Raw genomic sequence first — 13817 nt, forward strand, 5'->3', positions numbered from 1 at the left:
CTGGCCTGTTTTCCGCTAAACAGGCTCAAAACGGAAACCCCCTTTCCATAGGAAAGGGGGTTAAGTTGCTATTACACCGCGTCTGACAAACTGGTGAACGTGAAGTCCCTGATTTTCATGGGCGGCACCAGGTTACCGCCGATGCGCTGCGGTTTGCCCATGGCTTCCAGGTTGTTGAGCATGATCACGGGGCTTTCATTAAACCGGAAGTTTTTGACCGGGTGCTTGATCTTGCCGTTCTCAATGTAGAAGGTTCCGTCGCGGGTGAGGCCGGTGTAGAGCAGGGTCTGCGGATCTACGGCCCTGATGTACCATAAGCGGGTCACCAGAATGCCTTTCTGGGTGCCTTTGATGAGGTCTTCCAGGCTTTGGTTGCCCCCGGCCATGATGAAGCCGCCCGGCGAAGGAAGGCCTTTCACCCTTTTTTTCTCGGCCCAGAAACGGGAATAGGGAATATTCTTGATGACGCCCTTGTCAATCCAGGTCACTTTCTCGTGCGGACGGCCATCGCCAGACCAGGTAGAAGACGGAACCTCTGGGTTGGTAGGGTCTGAGGTGATGGTCACCCGCTCGTCAAACATTTTCTCGCCCAGTTTGATCTTGCCGCCGGGCCTGCTCAGGAAAGAGCGGCCTTCCTCGGCAGAGCGGGCATCCATGCTCCGGAACATGTTCTCCAGCAAATCCACGGCGGCGGTAGGCTCCAGAATGACGGTGTACTTGCCGGGCTCCACGGCTTTCGCGTTCATGGAGCTCAAGGCTTTCTGCGCCGCAATGTTTGAGGCCGCGGCCGCATCCAGCTTGCTTACGTCGCTCACGTCGCGGGTCACGTAGCCCGAGCCGGTGCCGTCTGCGGTGCGCATGGTCACGGAGAAGTCTACGCCTGAGCTTTGGGTATAGGCGAACAGGCCCTTGGAGTTCATCTTGGCACTGAACCCGCTGCGGTCTTCCCAGAAACCGGCGGCCGTCAGTTTCTGGCTGTCGGCGAGCTGCATGCTTTTCCCGGCGGCCTCGGCGCGGTACTCGGGGTTGATGTCATGGGTGGACTTGAACCAGGCGTTGCTGGGCAGATAGGTCTGTGGGCCGAGCAAGGGCACGTATTCCGGGCTCTCCGGGGCAATGCGGGCCACCTCTTCGGCACGGCGCACTACTTTCTCCAGCGAGGCATCGTCAAACTCATTGATGGTGGCCACCCCGCTGCGTTTCCCGAACCGGGATTCCACGGCCAGCGACATATTCTCTTCCTCGCCGCTGGTAGAAACCGTGCTGCGGGCGTAGCGGATGTTGCCGCCCTTGTAGCCGCTGAGGTTTACCTCGCACTCATCGGCTTTTGAATAGCTCAGGGCCTTTTTGAGGAGCGCCTGCGCTTGGTCTTTACTTAGTATTGCCATTTGATAGATACGTCTGATGTTGGTTGAAACTGCTTGATTGAGTTCTGAGTCTAGAGTTCTGAGTCCTGAGTGGGGGTGTTAACCCTTTCTTCTCGTTCTTTTTTGAGGTTAGGATAATGCTTTTCAGGATTTTGATGAGTTCTTGGCAATCGCTATGAATGCTGTCAAAAGAAGCGACTGAGATGATTTCTGAGTCTTTCATCAGTCTGAGCCAGTAGCTGGTTTCACGGGCTTCTTTCAGAGCTATGGTTAGCTTGTTTCTGAAATCTGCCCCAGATGGGCTGCCTAAGGCTTCCTCCACATTTGCACCAATGGAAGTTCCACTCCTCAATACCTGCTTTGTGAGAACATAAAACTCCCCCTGTTCTTTCTGCAGATGCTTGTACAACTTAATCATCCGCAGGGCGAAACTGTAAGACTTAGAAGCAATAATACTTTCAGCCATGAAAAACTTTTTTACTTTTTCAACTCAGGACTCAAGACTAAAAAACCTTTAGATTTTCCGTCCCGTGTTGATCACATTCACGCCATTAAACCGCGTGTGCGAAGAGCCGTGCGAAACGGCACTGACCTGGCTGGGCTGGCCTTTTCCGTCAAAGAACGAGCCGAACATGCGGTAGTCGCTCTCGTCGCAGACGGCGGCGCAGGAGTTCCAGAATTCCTGGGTGTTACTCTGGTAGGCCACATCTTCCAGCGGGCCCACAATCTTGCCGTCTTTGATCTCGTAGAACAGCTGCCCGCCAAACTGGAAGTTGTAGCGCTGCTGGTCAATGGAGTAAGAGCCGCGTCCCGCGATGTAAATGCCGCGCTTCACGTCCTTGATCATGTCGTCCACGCTCAGCTTCGTTTTGCCGGGGGCTAGCGACACGTTGGGCATGCGCTGGAACTGCACCGAGCTCCAGTTGTCGGCGTACGAGCAGCCGTGCGATTCTTTCTCCCCGATGATGTGGGCCTGGTCGCGGGTGGCCTGGTAGTTCACCAGCGTACCGTCTTTGATCAAATCCCAGCGTTTGGTTTTCACGCCTTCATCATCGTAGCCTACCGCGCCCAAGGAACCTTCCTGCACCTTGTCGGCGAAGATGTTGACCAGTTTGCTGCCGTAGGGGAAGTTCTTGGTTTTCCATTTGTCCAGCGTGGCGAAAGAGGTACCGGCGTAGTTGGCTTCGTAGCCCAGCACGCGATCCAGCTCCAGCGGGTGACCCACACTTTCATGGATAGTTAACCCCAGGTGGTTAGGATCAAGAACTAAATCGTATTTACCAGCCATTACCGATTTAGCGGTCAGTTTCTCGCGGGCTTGCTTGGCGGCCAGACCTGCATCGGCGACAATGTCAAAGTATTTGTCATAACCTACCAAACCGGTGCCGGCGGGGCCTTTCATGGTGGGGGCTTTCACGGTGAGGTACTCAAAGCCCATGCCCATGGGCGCGCTCAGCGCATCGCGGGTTTTGAACTTGCCGCTCGCTTTGTCTACGGCGGTCACCGTGAAGTTGGGCCAGATGCGGTGGATGTCCTGGTCAATGTAGGAACCGTCTGTGGAGGCGAAGTATTTCTGCTCGTTTATCTGGAACAGCGCCGAGTTCACGAAATTGGCCCCGTTGGCCAGGGCGGCGGCGTTGGCAGCTAGCAGCAGATCGGCTTTCTCGGTCACGGGCACCTCAAAGGCGTTTTTTTGGATGGGGGTTCTCCAGCTTACTTCGCCGTAGCCGCGCTGCGGAGCCAGCTGCACTGGTTCTTTCTGGAGTCTGGAATTCGCCTTGGCGATGGCCACGGCCTGCTCGGCGGCTTTGGCGATGCCTTTGTCGCTCACGTCTGAGGTGGCCGCGAAGCCCCAGGTGCCGTTCGCGATCACGCGCACGCCCACGCCGTAGCTCTCCGTGGTGCTGATGCCTTGTACCTGCTTTTCGCGGGTGAACATGTTCTGGGCCAGGTAACGGCCAATGCGCACATCGGTGTAGGTGGCGCCTTTGCTTTTGGCGGCGTTGAGGGCCACATCGGCCAGGCGTTTCTTCAGGGCCACGTCCACCGTCTCCAGGGCGCGGGCCGGATCAATCTCATGACCGAACGTGGGCACGTTGGAAAGCAAGAGCCCTCCTACGCCCATGGCGGTCAGTCCTATAAAATCACGTCTTTTCAAGGGGTTTGTTTGTTAGGTAAGCGAGAGTTTAAGGGAGCAGTGACATTTGCTCCATTAAGTTTAGGGGTTGTTTGGCAGGAATGCAAGAATTTCCGCCGGGAATTCACGAAAAGAGCTTTGCAGGGAACAGCCGAAGGAGCGTTTCGGCGCTGTTTTCAGGAAATAAGGGCAGAAACCGGTTTCTGCCGTTTTGTTACTGGGAGGATAGCATCTGGAAGGCCAGCAAGGGCAACCACAAGGGCTTGCCCCTACATCTGCAATCGTAGAGACCAGGTATGCCTGGTCTCTACGTGACTATAAATATGTATCTTGCGTTTTCAGCTTTGAAACAGAACTTTGGGCTGTGCCCGTGGTTTAGGCGCGGTCTACGCCGTTTGCCCCAAATTGGAGACTTTCTTTTGAGCCAGTATTGCTGAAAAGACGCCAGAAACAGGCGGAGTTTTCCAGCACTCCCTGGCTGGGACTTACGCGCAGCATTCGGTTCCCTTCCAGGGCAATAGTCAGTTCACCTTCCGGCGAGGCGGTTATCTGCCAGACGCGTAATTGCTCTTTTTGCGCGCGCACCAGTTCCTGCAGTTTCCGGTCTCTGAGGTTGCTGCCGGGCACCTGCGGGTCAAAGTCAGGGTTGGCCAAGGTTTGCGTATCTCTGGGAATTTCTACCTCTTCAAACCGAATGGCTACCGCGCCCGCTTCTTCCAGTTGCCAGTGGCAGGCCACCTCCAGCGTCCAGGCACCCACGTCCAGAATAAGCCCGGTCGCGTTCATGACATGCGCCTTCCCGAAGTGGAAGAACTGCACGTGTCCCAGCCGGGTAGTTTTGGTTAACGGCAGCCCCAGCAAATGCTGCATTTCGGGAAAGGTATTCTCGCTCATGGATTTACTCTTCAATACAAACGCGAAGATACCAATTTACCTGTGTTAGGAGTGATGTGTTTTAAGGCTAGTTTGGAAAAAGAAGGCTGAAAACAGGTGCACTCCGGCTGCTTTCTAGTATGGCTGCTAAGAGCATGTTTAAATTTCATCTTTGCGCTACAAACGACCATAAAAAGAACCTGCGTTCACCTTTTTCTCGCACCGTAGTGCTGCTACGCTGCGAGAAAAACGCTTCCGCAGAACCTTTCTCTAGTTAGTTGAGCCAGCAAACCTCAAATGTAAACAAGCTCTAAAGTGTATCTTGGGTAGGCGAGTTCTGGTGACCTGTATATTTAATATGGATAACCGGAATGAGTTTAGGTTATCTAAATAGTGATGCTTCATTGATGAGACTCATGATGCCCACAATTGCATTCTTTGTACTCACCGTTCAACAGGTAGTTGCTTGTTCATGCCTCAAAGCACCCTCTATCAAGGATAATTCACGCAAAAATCCCCTGCTGATCTGTTTAGGCCATATTCTCAGAAAAACAGCCCGCAAACAGACAAGCAGGGGATTCTTATTTTCAGCTACAAGGCTGAACGGTTACTTAGCCTTCTTGGTGTTTCTGTTTGACTGGATAGTGAAATTAGCCCCATCCTTCTTTAGCATCAGCTCCACGTCTTCGTCGGTGGTTGCCTGCACAATCCTCTTATACTTATCAAACAGGGCATCAGACTGCTTCTTACCATCCACGAACAGCCCGTTTTTGCTTAGTTTGAAGTCATAGTCGGCTTCAGCAGATTTGATGAGGCCGTCAGCGACCAGCGCAGACATCAATTCTTTCATCATGGCGTCATGTTTCTCGCGGCGCTCCTCGTGCTCTTTCATACGCACCTCATGCTCGGCCCGGCGTTTCTCCTGCTCCTGCAACCGTACGGCGTGCTCGGCTAGTCGGCGGTTGTGGTCTTCCATCCGGCGGGTGTGGTCTGCCATACGGGTTTCCTGGCTGGCCTGCAGTCTGGCTTGAAACTCCGCCTGTCTCGCGCTAAAGTCGTCTACTTTAGCCTCGTATTCCTTCATGCGGGCTTCGTACTCTTTCATCGCCTTCTTGTAGCGCTTGTTTCCGGCCCCATCGTCTGGCAAAGGAGCTAACGGCACCCCTGGCGGTACTGGCGGAACAGGTGCCCGCAACAGTCCTGGGGCGTGAGGCGCGCGCGGAGTTGGGGGCATAGGCGGCATGGGAGCAGGAGGAGCTGGTGGCGCGAAGCCTTCCCCGGTATGAAGGTCTTCCAGAGAGGCTTCTACCCGGCTCATGGCTCTACTCACTTCTTCCTCGGTTCTAAGCCTTTTCCCTATCTTGGTGCTAGCCAGTTGTTGTTGAATGCGCTCCTGGTATTTACCCAATTCGCTTTTAGGAATACGCTGGCCGTTCACATACACCTCCACTACCTTGCCTTTCTTGTTCTGCACAATCACCAACCCATCTTCCAACTGTTGCAGCGTGAGATCTTCTTCTTGTAGTTCCAGCTCTTCTTGGGGAGCAGCGGCGCTAAAAGAGGACTTGGCTGGGGCAGGTTGTTGTGCTGGTTCCTGGCTTTGGGTAGGGTTGGCAGGCACCGTGTAATTGGCCCAGGCGCTGGCAGAGAAGACCAGCACTCCGGCAATCACGGCACAGCTGGCCAAGAAGCCTTCAGAGAAAGAAGGCCGAAGGGTAGATTTCTGCACCAACCTGGTGATGCGGCCTAACAAAGACCTACTACGGTGCCCCGAAAAGGCAACGGCCAGGCGCGGAGGGGTTACATTCGTTTTCATGAGCAGTTCTTCTAAATTGGTTAAAGCGTAAGCGTAGGTGAGCGGATCACCGCAAAGGGCCAGGGCGAGGTCATCGCAGGCGTGTTCCCGCTCGGTGCGGGCGCAGTCAGAAATCCACCACACGGCCGGGTGAAAGAAAAACAGGGTTTCCACCATGCTTTGCAGCAAGTTCAGGAGATAGTCGCGGCGGTAGATGTGCGCCAGTTCATGCGCCAGAATGGCTTCCACCTGGGCGGTAGACAAGCCCGTTAAGGCCCCCAGCGGCAACAGGATCAACGGCTTAAAATGGCCTATCACCATGGGCACCTGCACCAAGGCAGATTCCGCTACCTGAACCAGTTGGTTCATTCCCAACGCAAGGGATAACTCCTGGGCTTTCTGCTGCCACCCTTCGGGCACCGCCCTAGTACGGTAAGACCTTAGCCGTTGCACGTACACCCAGCCGCCCAGCACGCGCAGCCCCATCAGCAGCATGCCCATCAACCACAGAATGACCACCGCCGGAAGGTGTTGGTTCAGGTACTCCTGCCCCTTCGTAAGGGCGTTCTCCCAGAACGAAGGAGGAGCCGTTTTCAGGACGATGGTGTGCAGGGACGGTTCAGAATTCATTACTGCCACTGTGCTCACTTCGCCTGCGGCGATGTTTGAACTGTAGAGCTTGCCGTACGTGACCACAGAGATGAGCAGCAGCGCCATAAGGCTACTCCAGGTGACCCAATAGCGGATGGTGGCGGAGTGCCGGTGCATTAACCTGAGCAAGACCCCCACCAACAGGGCCATCAATGCTCCTTGCCAGAGCGCGTGCAGGAGCGTGTACCCCAACGCGTGGGTCACCGCGGGCGGGAGTACATCATGAATCAGCGTGTGAGGAGTCATCTTCCAGTTTTTTCAAAAGGTGGCGGATTTGGTTTAATTCATCTGGGGTAGTGCGATGGTTGCCCAGGGCCTGCATGACCAGTTTCATGGCCGAGCCCCGGAAAGTGGTGTCCAGGAAACGGCCCAACAGGTGCTGCTGGGTTTCTTCCTCGGTGACGGCGGCGCGGTACACGTGGGAGCGGCTTTCCTCATCACGGGAAACCAGGTTTTTCTCGTACATGATTTGCAGCAGCTTGAGGGTGGTGGTGTAACCGGTTTCCTTTGCTTTGTTCTGTTCTTCGTTCACCAACCGCACGGTGCTGGGGCCGTGCTGCCACAGAATCTGCAGAATCTCCAGTTCGGTTTCGGTGGGTTTGATGGGGGCTGTATTCTCCATGCTTTCTCTTCTGGCCTCTAGTCTACGACTTATTTCGTAGGCAAGTATACGAAGCTTTTCGTAAAAAGAAAATAGTAACACGAAATTTTTCGTAGATCAAGATAAATTTATTCTTATTAACATGTAGTAAGCTGATTTAAAGCATTATCAATGGGAAAGACTGCATAAGGAATGGTCAATGACAGATAGCCTATAAAAGAAAACCTACCTGCGGGCCGTTCTGGAGAAAAAGCAGATGTCTACTTTTGAGCAGCCGTTTGGCTTTCTCTTCCGTACTTTACCCCATGAAGAAAATATTCCTGTTAGGGCTTTGCCTGAGTTTTCTGAGTTGCCTACCGGCTCTGGCCCAACGCTACAAAACCGCCGCCGGTCTGCGCATTGGCAATGATGAGTTTGGCGGCACCATCCAGCAAAAGATTTTGGAGAAAACCACCATAGAAGGAATTCTTACCGCCGCCCCCAGAGAAGTAGTGGGAACGGTTCTAGCCGAACAGCACTTCCCTATGCTGGGACAGCGCTTTAATTACTACCTGGGTGGTGGCGTACACGCCGGTCACCTGAAAGATTACGGCGCCATTTACGGCGTAGACGCCATTGTGGGCCTTGAGTACAAAGTAAACGGCCTCCCGTTCCTACTATCCGCCGACCTGAAACCAGCCATTCACCTGCGGCACGAGGAATGGTTCAACATGGGCGGCGCCTTTTCTATCCGCTACGTGATAATCAAGGAGAAACCACCCACTCCCGGGCAGATTATCAAGGGCATCTTCAGTCCTTCAGACAAAAAGAAGAAAAAGAAAAAAGAGGGTTCGTCCATCTTCAACTTCTAGCGGAGCAAGGTATTTCTGTTTTAGGCTTGTTTTCTGTAAAACAGACCTAAATCAGAAAACAGCTACCGTTTTTTAGGCGGTAAAGGTCACTTTACCGACCAGAGCAGAGATAGATGGCGCTGCAGTTGCGTACCTCCTGCTATCTCAGAGGGCAAAGGCATATCGCGCTTCTGCGCCCTTACGTATTCTTGTTATGCTCCCAGATTTAACCCCTGAACTAACCTTCCAGACCTCGCGCAGCAGCGGCCCCGGCGGCCAGAACGTGAACAAAGTAGCCAGCAGGGTAGAAGTGTGGTTTTCCATTGAAAACTCCGCCCTCCTGACACAGGAACAAAAAGACCTGCTCCTGGAAAAGCTCACGCCCCGTCTCAACAAAGAAGGATTTCTGCACCTGGCCAGCCAGGAAGACCGCAGCCAGTTGGCCAACAAAGAACTGGTGGTGCAGAAACTGTACGAAGTCCTGGCACAAGCTCTGCACCGCCCCAAGCCCCGCAAGAAAACCAGGCCCTCTAAAGCAGCCGTGCAAAAACGCCTGGTGGCGAAGCAAAAGCAAGGGCAGAAAAAAGCAAACCGCCGGGCGGGTGGCGGAGAGGAGTGAGCTGTTTGGGGGCTGTTTTTGCAAAAGTAGGCTTAAAACCGCGCTACTCTGGCAAGGGAATGCAGTTTGCTGTTGCTGGCGTAGCGGCGGGTTGATGCGGTGCCCTTATGCTGGGTTGTTGCATGGTTTCTCTCCGTGCGCTCACGGCCGCGGGGCCCCGTCTTCCCCTCGCGCACTGCCCTTTCGGCCTGCACAGTTTATTTCTCTTAGTTGGTGTTGGTCTATGGCCAAAAGCGAGGCGCGCTCGGGGAAGACTGGAATTGGGTAAAGTTGTAGAAATGATATCTATTCAAGCAGCGTGTTTCTTGTCAGGCAAGAAGAGGAAGTAGCCTTTAATTCGTTTTCTATAAACGAATAAGTAGCAAGACTAAATTAGTTTAAACTACCCCCTTTCTGTCCTCCTGGAAGGATCTTGGTGGCGAACGGTAATTACGCTTATTCAGAAGCTTTTCTAGTTCGCCCACAAGATCCTTTCAGGAGGACAAAATGATAAAATGTATTTGTGTTCAATTACCTATCAACCGTAATTAAGGGTGCGCATTGGAAGGAGATGGAAATGGTGCAAAACCCACCCCTGCCCCTCCTAGGAGGGGAATAGACCTTTGCAGGAGAAGGGAATGCGTGGCAGAGACAAGGCAGTGCCTGGTCTCTACAGGTACTTATTGAAACATTATCGAAAGTCACGGAAGTAAATCCGCGCCATAGTGCCATAGAGAAAGCGAGCTTACTTACTTTCCCAGTTCCAGTCTTCCCCGAGCGCGCCTCGCTTTTGGCCCTGGATAGACATCAGCTAAGAGAAAATACCTTCTCAGGCCGAAAGGGCAGTGCGAGAGGGGAAGACGGGGCCCCGCGGCCGTGAGCGCATACCGCCAAAGATGAAACAATACAGCACTTGCACCCACGTAACGAACTGATAAGCCAAGGGAACAGCATAAGGCATGCACAAACTAATATCCACGCAAAAGCGGGCAAGCCAGGGGAACAGCGTAAGGCATGCACAAACCTAATCATTCCACAAAAGCCAACACTAGGCAGAGGCTAAAGCACTAAAAGGAACCAATGGTGGCCTAAACCTTGTCCTTGGAAGGCAACTCCCAACTTGGCCTTTCCCCCTAAAAACTTAGTTGTATGCCGTTGGTGAGATTGTACAGGTAATTGGGAATGGGTACAATAGGCCGGTTCTCATACGTATGCGAGAAGTTGGTAGTAAGTTGGAAGCGGGAGTTTATCTTCATCACAATAGAGACGTCACCGCTGAACCGGTGCCGCCCCATGCCTGCCGCACGGTCATACCCCACCTGATAGTAGTGAATGGTGCTTAGTTCCAGAAACGGGTTCAGGGGTAACCGGATGCTGGCGTAATTAGAGAGCTTAGGAATATTCTTGTTGATGTACCGGTTTTCCTCCAAGTTGCGCCAACGCTCATGCTCGTACATGAGACCGGTGCCCAAGTGAAACTTAAGGTTCTCTTTGTGCACCACCGCAAACCTAATACCAGCCCCAGCCAACACTCTCAATTCAAGACCGCGGTTATAGTCATATTGCCCCTGGGTGAAAGCCTCGTAAGATAGGCGCGCCTTCCGACGGAAAGTGACGCGGCCGTGCACATAACCGGTTTCTATCTGGGTTTCACCTTTTAAGCGCACGTAATTATAGGAAGCCAGCAATAAGTACGTGTTATGCTCAGACACATAGCCAATATTCCCATTGCCGGTAAGCCCCAGGAAATGGTCGGTTTCCCCTTCTTTACCAATAGCACTATTGAAGAGGTTCAGGTTAACGCCTAATTTACCGGTAAAGTAATGGGAGGAATCTTTTTCTACCCTGGCTTTTTCCACATTCAGGATTTGGGCCGAGGCGGAGACAACGCAAAGAGAAAAGGAGAGGCAAAAGAGAAAAAGACGCGGAAAAGAAAGCATACGCAAAAGTAGTGACCCACCAGAACTGGCCTTGTGTCATTTCGAAATAAAAGAAGCTCCTAAGATAGTTTCTGCTCAAGGCAAAATACGCCCACCAGAAAATGCTTCTTTCCCGAAGGTATAAATTTAGAGGTAAACCACCAGCCACTTTAGGCTATAAATTGGATTTTCGGCTCAGAAACGGCCCCTACCTATTCCAGAAATTGGAAAAGCCGCCGCAAACTTTATATACAGAACAGGGGCTTTGAAAAAGAGGGCGTTTGTTTTAGGGCTGATTTTCTGAAAACAACTCTAAAACCAAACGCGCGCCCCTACTAGAATGTCTGTCACCACTGACCTTCTATGGCAGGTAGCCCTGGAAAAGTAATGATTTCACTCGCGGGACGCGAGCGAGTGGGCTGTTTTAGTGTACGCCAGTGAATTCTTTGATGGCATCACCTAAGTCATAGATGGGCACTTCGGTAATGGCCTGGGCCACAATGCTCACGCCTGCCGCCGACCGGTACCCGGCGGCACAGTGCACCACTATGGGCTTATCAACGGGAATCTCATCTATGCGCTCGCGAAGTTCAGGCAACGGCACGGTCACCGCATTAGCGAATATCGGTTTTTCCTTTACTTCGTTGCTGTTTCTCACGTCTACAATGGTAAAGGCCTCTGGGTTGGCCTTGAATTGCGCCAGATCCAGCAGCGGTACTTGCGCTGTACCCACCGGTGCCACGGGCAGGGCCCCGGAAATCAAGGGTTCATACCCAATGCTGGCGATTCTGCAAATCAATTCACGGATGGTTTCTTCGTCCTCGCCAATTAGGTAAAATCCTTCCTCGGGGCCTACAATAGAGCCTAGCCAGGTCTCAAATTGGGGGCCTTCCTGCAGGTTGATGGCTCCGGGCAAATGCCCTTGCTTGAACCTGTCCTGGGGGCGCGTGTCTATGATCAGGCAATCTTTATCCAGTTTATAGTTTTGCTCCAAAAAAGGCACCTGCTTCACCGATGTCTGGAATTTAGGCGCTCCTTTGCGGTTCAGGCGCACGTCATAGGCAAAATATTTAGGAACAAAGGGCAGGTCTGTGGTGAGAAAGGTCACAAAATCCTCTTCGGTCATTTCCTGCAAGGCGGGATTGGTCTGTTTCTCGTCGCCCATGGTGCTGCACTTGGCATCACTTAGGGCTTTGCCGCAGAGGCTTCCGGCCCCGTGCGCCGGGTACACCAGCACCTGGTCTGGCAGGGGCATGAGTTTCTGGCGGGTGGAGCGGTACAGTTGCCGGGCCAGTTCTTGGCGGGCAGACGCCTCGTGCCCTTCGTTTTCCCTCAAATCTGGTCGGCCTACGTCTCCTATAAACAGCGTGTCACCGGTGAAGACCGCGTGCTCTCTGCCGTTCTCATCGCGCAGCAGAAGAGAGAGGCTGTCTGGCGAGTGGCCGGGCGTGTTCAGGGCTTCTAAGGTGACATTTCCTATGCGCAGCGTATTTCCCTCGTCAAAGGGCGTATGCTTGTATTTTGCCCCGGCACGTTGGCTCACGTAAATAGGGACTTGCTTGGCCTCGGACAACTCCAGGTGCCCACTCACAAAATCGGCGTGCAGATGCGTCTCAATGATAGCGGTGATTTTGGCGTCATGAATCATGGCGTACTCTTCGTACTGCCGGGGGTCACGCGTGGGGTCAATGACCGCTATCTCAAAATCATCCATGATGATGTAAGAGAAATGGGCGAGGTTTTTGTCTTCAAATTGCTCAATCTTCATATCTCTAGCAGGTACGTATTCAAGACAGACATCGTTGGAGAGAAGGTAGGCGGCTTCTGCCCTCTCTGGCGGGCCCGTTTGTTTCCTTTTCTGCTTTATTTTAACCCCTTTGCGCTGGGCCCGTACGTTGATACCGTATGGTTCTGCCTAAGAGCATGTTTAAAATTTGTCTTTGGTGCTGCAACTGGCCATAGCAAGAACCTGAGAAAGCACTTTTATCACCTTCGTAGCGTTGCTACGAGGCTCAAAAACTGCTTTCTCAGAACCTTACTCTTGCCAGTTGAGCTTACCAATCCAAAATTTGATGCCGCAGCGATGGCCTGCCACCATGAGCATCCAACCCTTTAACACCCCTGACTTATGCAAGTACCCAACGGAACCCTGATAGCCCTGGGCGGCGGCGATGACGATGGTTTGCTACGCCTAATCCGGTCTGAGCTGTGCAGCAGCAATTCCCATATTGAGGTGATTACCACGGCCACCCTGGAACCCATGGAGTCTGGCCAGGCGTACAAAGAGGCGTTTGAAGAACTGGGCTGCCAAAGCGTGCGGTTCATGCACATTGACGAAGACAACGAACCCGACAAACCGGAATACCTTTCCCGCATTGCCAAGGCCGAGGTCATTTTCTTTACCGGTGGCAACCAGTTACGCCTGAAAGAGTTTCTGGCCGGTTCCCAACTGCACCAACTCATGCAGCGCCGTTACCAGGAAGAGGAAATTACCATTGCCGGCACCAGCGCCGGGGCCGCCGCCATGTCTGACCGCATGATCTATGAAGGCCATAGCTATCACTCCCTACAGAAAGGCGAGGTAAAGACCACGAACGGTCTTTCCTTCATCCAGAACGTTTTCATTGACACGCACTTCACCGAACGCGGCCGTTTTGGCCGTCTGGCCCACGTGGTCACCAAACGACCTGAGTTTATTGGCATTGGCTTGGGCGAGGAAACCGGCATCATTATTACCGGCGGAAACCACGTAGAAGTGTTCGGCAACGGGGTGGTCACCATCATGGACGGTTCCCACGTGCGGTATTCCAACTTAGACGAAGTAGAGGAAGGCGAGCCTATCGCTATTGAGAACCTGGTCATGCACCTGCTGGTGGAAGGCCACGAGTACTGCCTCTCTGACCGCCATTTCCGGAAGATTTCCCAACAGAAACGCAAAACCTCCAGCGAAACGTAAGCTTAGATGCGGCTTTCAGCCGAGTGACAATGGTAAACAAGGTTCGTTTTCAGGCTACTTTCTGAGAAACTGCCCTAAAACGCTAATCGC

At 53.0% G+C, this 13817-nt stretch carries 11 protein-coding genes; 3 read left to right on the forward strand and 8 right to left on the reverse strand.

All coding sequences use genetic code 11. The features are described 5' to 3' along the window. Positions 1–71: 71 nt before the first annotated feature. The 6 genes from HHO50_RS15775 to HHO50_RS15800 all read right to left on the reverse strand — a co-directional run bounded on the left by HHO50_RS15775 (position 72) and on the right by HHO50_RS15800 (position 7445). Complete coding sequence (locus HHO50_RS15775) at positions 72–1388, reverse strand: TldD/PmbA family protein (protein WP_181307223.1); 1317 nt, start codon at positions 1386–1388, stop codon at positions 72–74. After that, a complete protein-coding gene (locus HHO50_RS15780; protein WP_181307225.1) occupies positions 1372–1833 on the reverse strand; it encodes a four helix bundle protein in 462 nt (153 codons plus the stop codon). The genes HHO50_RS15775 and HHO50_RS15780 overlap by 17 nt, the downstream gene beginning before the upstream one ends. A gap of 48 nt (positions 1834–1881) precedes the next feature. After that, on the reverse strand, positions 1882–3525 hold the full coding sequence (locus HHO50_RS15785; RefSeq protein WP_181307227.1) for a TldD/PmbA family protein: 1644 nt from the start codon (positions 3523–3525) through the stop codon (positions 1882–1884). A 354-nt stretch (positions 3526–3879) separates the two neighbouring features. Beyond that, positions 3880–4398, reverse strand: a complete 519-nt coding sequence (locus HHO50_RS15790) for a hypothetical protein (protein WP_181307229.1) — start codon at positions 4396–4398, stop codon at positions 3880–3882. Between the two features lie 586 nt (positions 4399–4984). After that, on the reverse strand, positions 4985–7069 hold the full coding sequence (locus HHO50_RS15795) for a M56 family metallopeptidase (protein ID WP_181307231.1): 2085 nt from the start codon (positions 7067–7069) through the stop codon (positions 4985–4987). Continuing rightward, positions 7044–7445 carry a BlaI/MecI/CopY family transcriptional regulator gene (locus HHO50_RS15800; protein ID WP_181307233.1) on the reverse strand — a complete coding sequence of 134 codons (402 nt, stop codon included), beginning with the start codon at positions 7443–7445 and terminating at the stop codon, positions 7044–7046. The genes HHO50_RS15795 and HHO50_RS15800 overlap by 26 nt, the downstream gene beginning before the upstream one ends. A 284-nt stretch (positions 7446–7729) precedes the next feature. Between HHO50_RS15800 and HHO50_RS15805 the strand changes: the two genes are divergently transcribed. Both HHO50_RS15805 and arfB read left to right on the forward strand, forming a co-directional pair. Further along, a complete protein-coding gene (locus tag HHO50_RS15805; protein WP_181307234.1) occupies positions 7730–8275 on the forward strand; it encodes a hypothetical protein in 546 nt (181 codons plus the stop codon). A 193-nt stretch (positions 8276–8468) separates the two neighbouring features. Further along, positions 8469–8873, forward strand: coding sequence for an alternative ribosome rescue aminoacyl-tRNA hydrolase ArfB (arfB, locus tag HHO50_RS15810; protein ID WP_181307235.1), 405 nt, complete (start codon positions 8469–8471; stop codon positions 8871–8873). A gap of 1112 nt (positions 8874–9985) precedes the next feature. Here arfB and HHO50_RS15815 read toward each other — a convergent pair. Together HHO50_RS15815 and HHO50_RS15820 are read right to left on the reverse strand one after the other, a co-directional pair. Then, positions 9986–10711, reverse strand: coding sequence for a DUF481 domain-containing protein (locus HHO50_RS15815; RefSeq protein ID WP_181307237.1), 726 nt, complete (start codon positions 10709–10711; stop codon positions 9986–9988). Between the two features lie 484 nt (positions 10712–11195). Then, entirely contained in the window at positions 11196–12539 is a 1344-nt protein-coding gene (locus tag HHO50_RS15820; protein ID WP_181307239.1) for a rhodanese-like domain-containing protein, read from the reverse strand. A 360-nt stretch (positions 12540–12899) separates the two neighbouring features. Here HHO50_RS15820 and HHO50_RS15825 point away from each other — a divergent pair, with 360 nt between their 5' ends. Beyond that, a complete protein-coding gene (locus HHO50_RS15825) occupies positions 12900–13727 on the forward strand; it encodes a cyanophycinase (RefSeq protein ID WP_181307241.1) in 828 nt (275 codons plus the stop codon). Positions 13728–13817 lie beyond the last annotated feature (90 nt).

It is taken from the genome of Rufibacter sp. XAAS-G3-1 (assembly GCF_013623775.1).
Classification (GTDB): Bacteria; Bacteroidota; Bacteroidia; order Cytophagales; family Hymenobacteraceae; genus Nibribacter.